The sequence below is a fragment of the Actinoplanes sp. NPDC051633 genome, from assembly GCF_040681735.1.
In the GTDB taxonomy this organism is placed as follows: Bacteria; Actinomycetota; Actinomycetes; order Mycobacteriales; family Micromonosporaceae; genus Actinoplanes.
Window position 1 is genome coordinate 1 of record NZ_JBFAZH010001695.1, and the last position, 1,246, is coordinate 1,246.

1 protein-coding gene and 1 pseudogene are annotated in these 1,246 nt (G+C 73.5%); both read left to right on the top strand.

Going from position 1 to position 1,246, the window contains the following annotated elements:
* Positions 1-310 (top strand): annotated as a pseudogene (locus tag AB0M20_RS44405) (iron-siderophore ABC transporter substrate-binding protein); the annotation flags it as partial.
* 7 nt (positions 311-317) lie between these two features.
* On the top strand, positions 318-1,246 hold a 929-nt coding region (locus AB0M20_RS44410), incomplete at its 3' end, for an iron chelate uptake ABC transporter family permease subunit (protein WP_364307603.1).

The following is a 1,246-nucleotide window of genomic DNA, read 5'->3' on the forward strand; positions in this document are numbered from 1 at the left end:
CATCGGCGCCGAGCTGAGTCTGCAGAACCAGTGGACCGCGGGCGGCGACAAGGTCTACGGCCTGGCCCAGACCGACGTCGAGGGCCTGACGAAGATCACCAACAAGGACACCACCTTCGTCTACATCACCAACAAGATCGACAAGAGCGACGCGTACGTGGCCACGCTGGAGAAGAACGCGATCTGGAAGGGCCTCCCGTTCGTCCGGGCGCAGAAGGTCGAGCGGCTCCCCGACGGCATCTGGATGTTCGGCGGGCCGCCGTCGGCCGGCGCCTACATCGACGCGCTCGTCGGCGCCCTCACCAAGTAAGCCGACCGTGGCCACCAGCACGATCAGTTCACCGCCGGGGCGGCAGCAGGCGGACCCGCCGGCCCGGCGCCGGACGGCCGGGATCGCCGGCGCCTTCACCGGCGCGTTCGTGCTGCTGGTCGCCCTGGCCGCGGTGCACCTGATCCAGGGCACCGCGAGCCTCGGGCTCGCCGAGCTGCTCGACGGGATCATGCCGTGGGCCCGCCAGGACGACGCCCGGGCGCAAGCCGTGGCCATCCTGATCGAGAGCCGGGTGCCCCGGCTGGCCGCGGCGGTGCTCGTCGGCGTCGGCGTCGGCGTCGCGGGTGCGGTGCTGCAGTCGGTGGCCCGCAACCCCCTCGCCGCGCCGGACACCCTCGCCGTCAACGCCGGCGCCTGGGTGGCCGTCGTGGCCGTGGCCGCGTTCGGGGTCAGCCTGCCGTTCTTCGTCAACGGGCTGGTCGCGTTCATCGGAGGGCTCGCGGCGGCCGGCCTGGTGCTGGCGGTCGCGCGGGGCGGTGCGGCCGGGCCGACCCGGCTGGTGCTGGCCGGATCCGCGGTCGCGCTGGCGTTGCAATCCCTGACGTACGTGCTGCTGATGCTGTTCCAGGTGAGCACCCCGGGACTGTTCGGCTGGGCGAGCGGCACCACCGTCCAGTCCGGCACCCGGCAGGTCACCCAGGCCGCGCCGCTGATCCTGCTGGCCGTGCTGGCCGTGCTGCTGCTGGCGCACCGGCTCGACGTCCTCGAGCTGGGCGACGACTCGGCCCGCGTGCTGGGCGTCGACGTCCGGCGCACCCGGGTCCTCGCGATCGTCCTCGCGGTGCTGCTCGCCGCGACCGCCGTCACCGTCGCCGGGCCGATCGGGTTCGTCGGGCTGAGCGCCCCGATCATCGCCCGCCTGCTCGCCTCCCGGGTGACCGGGCTCGGTAAGCACGTGCTGCTGCTGCCGTTCGC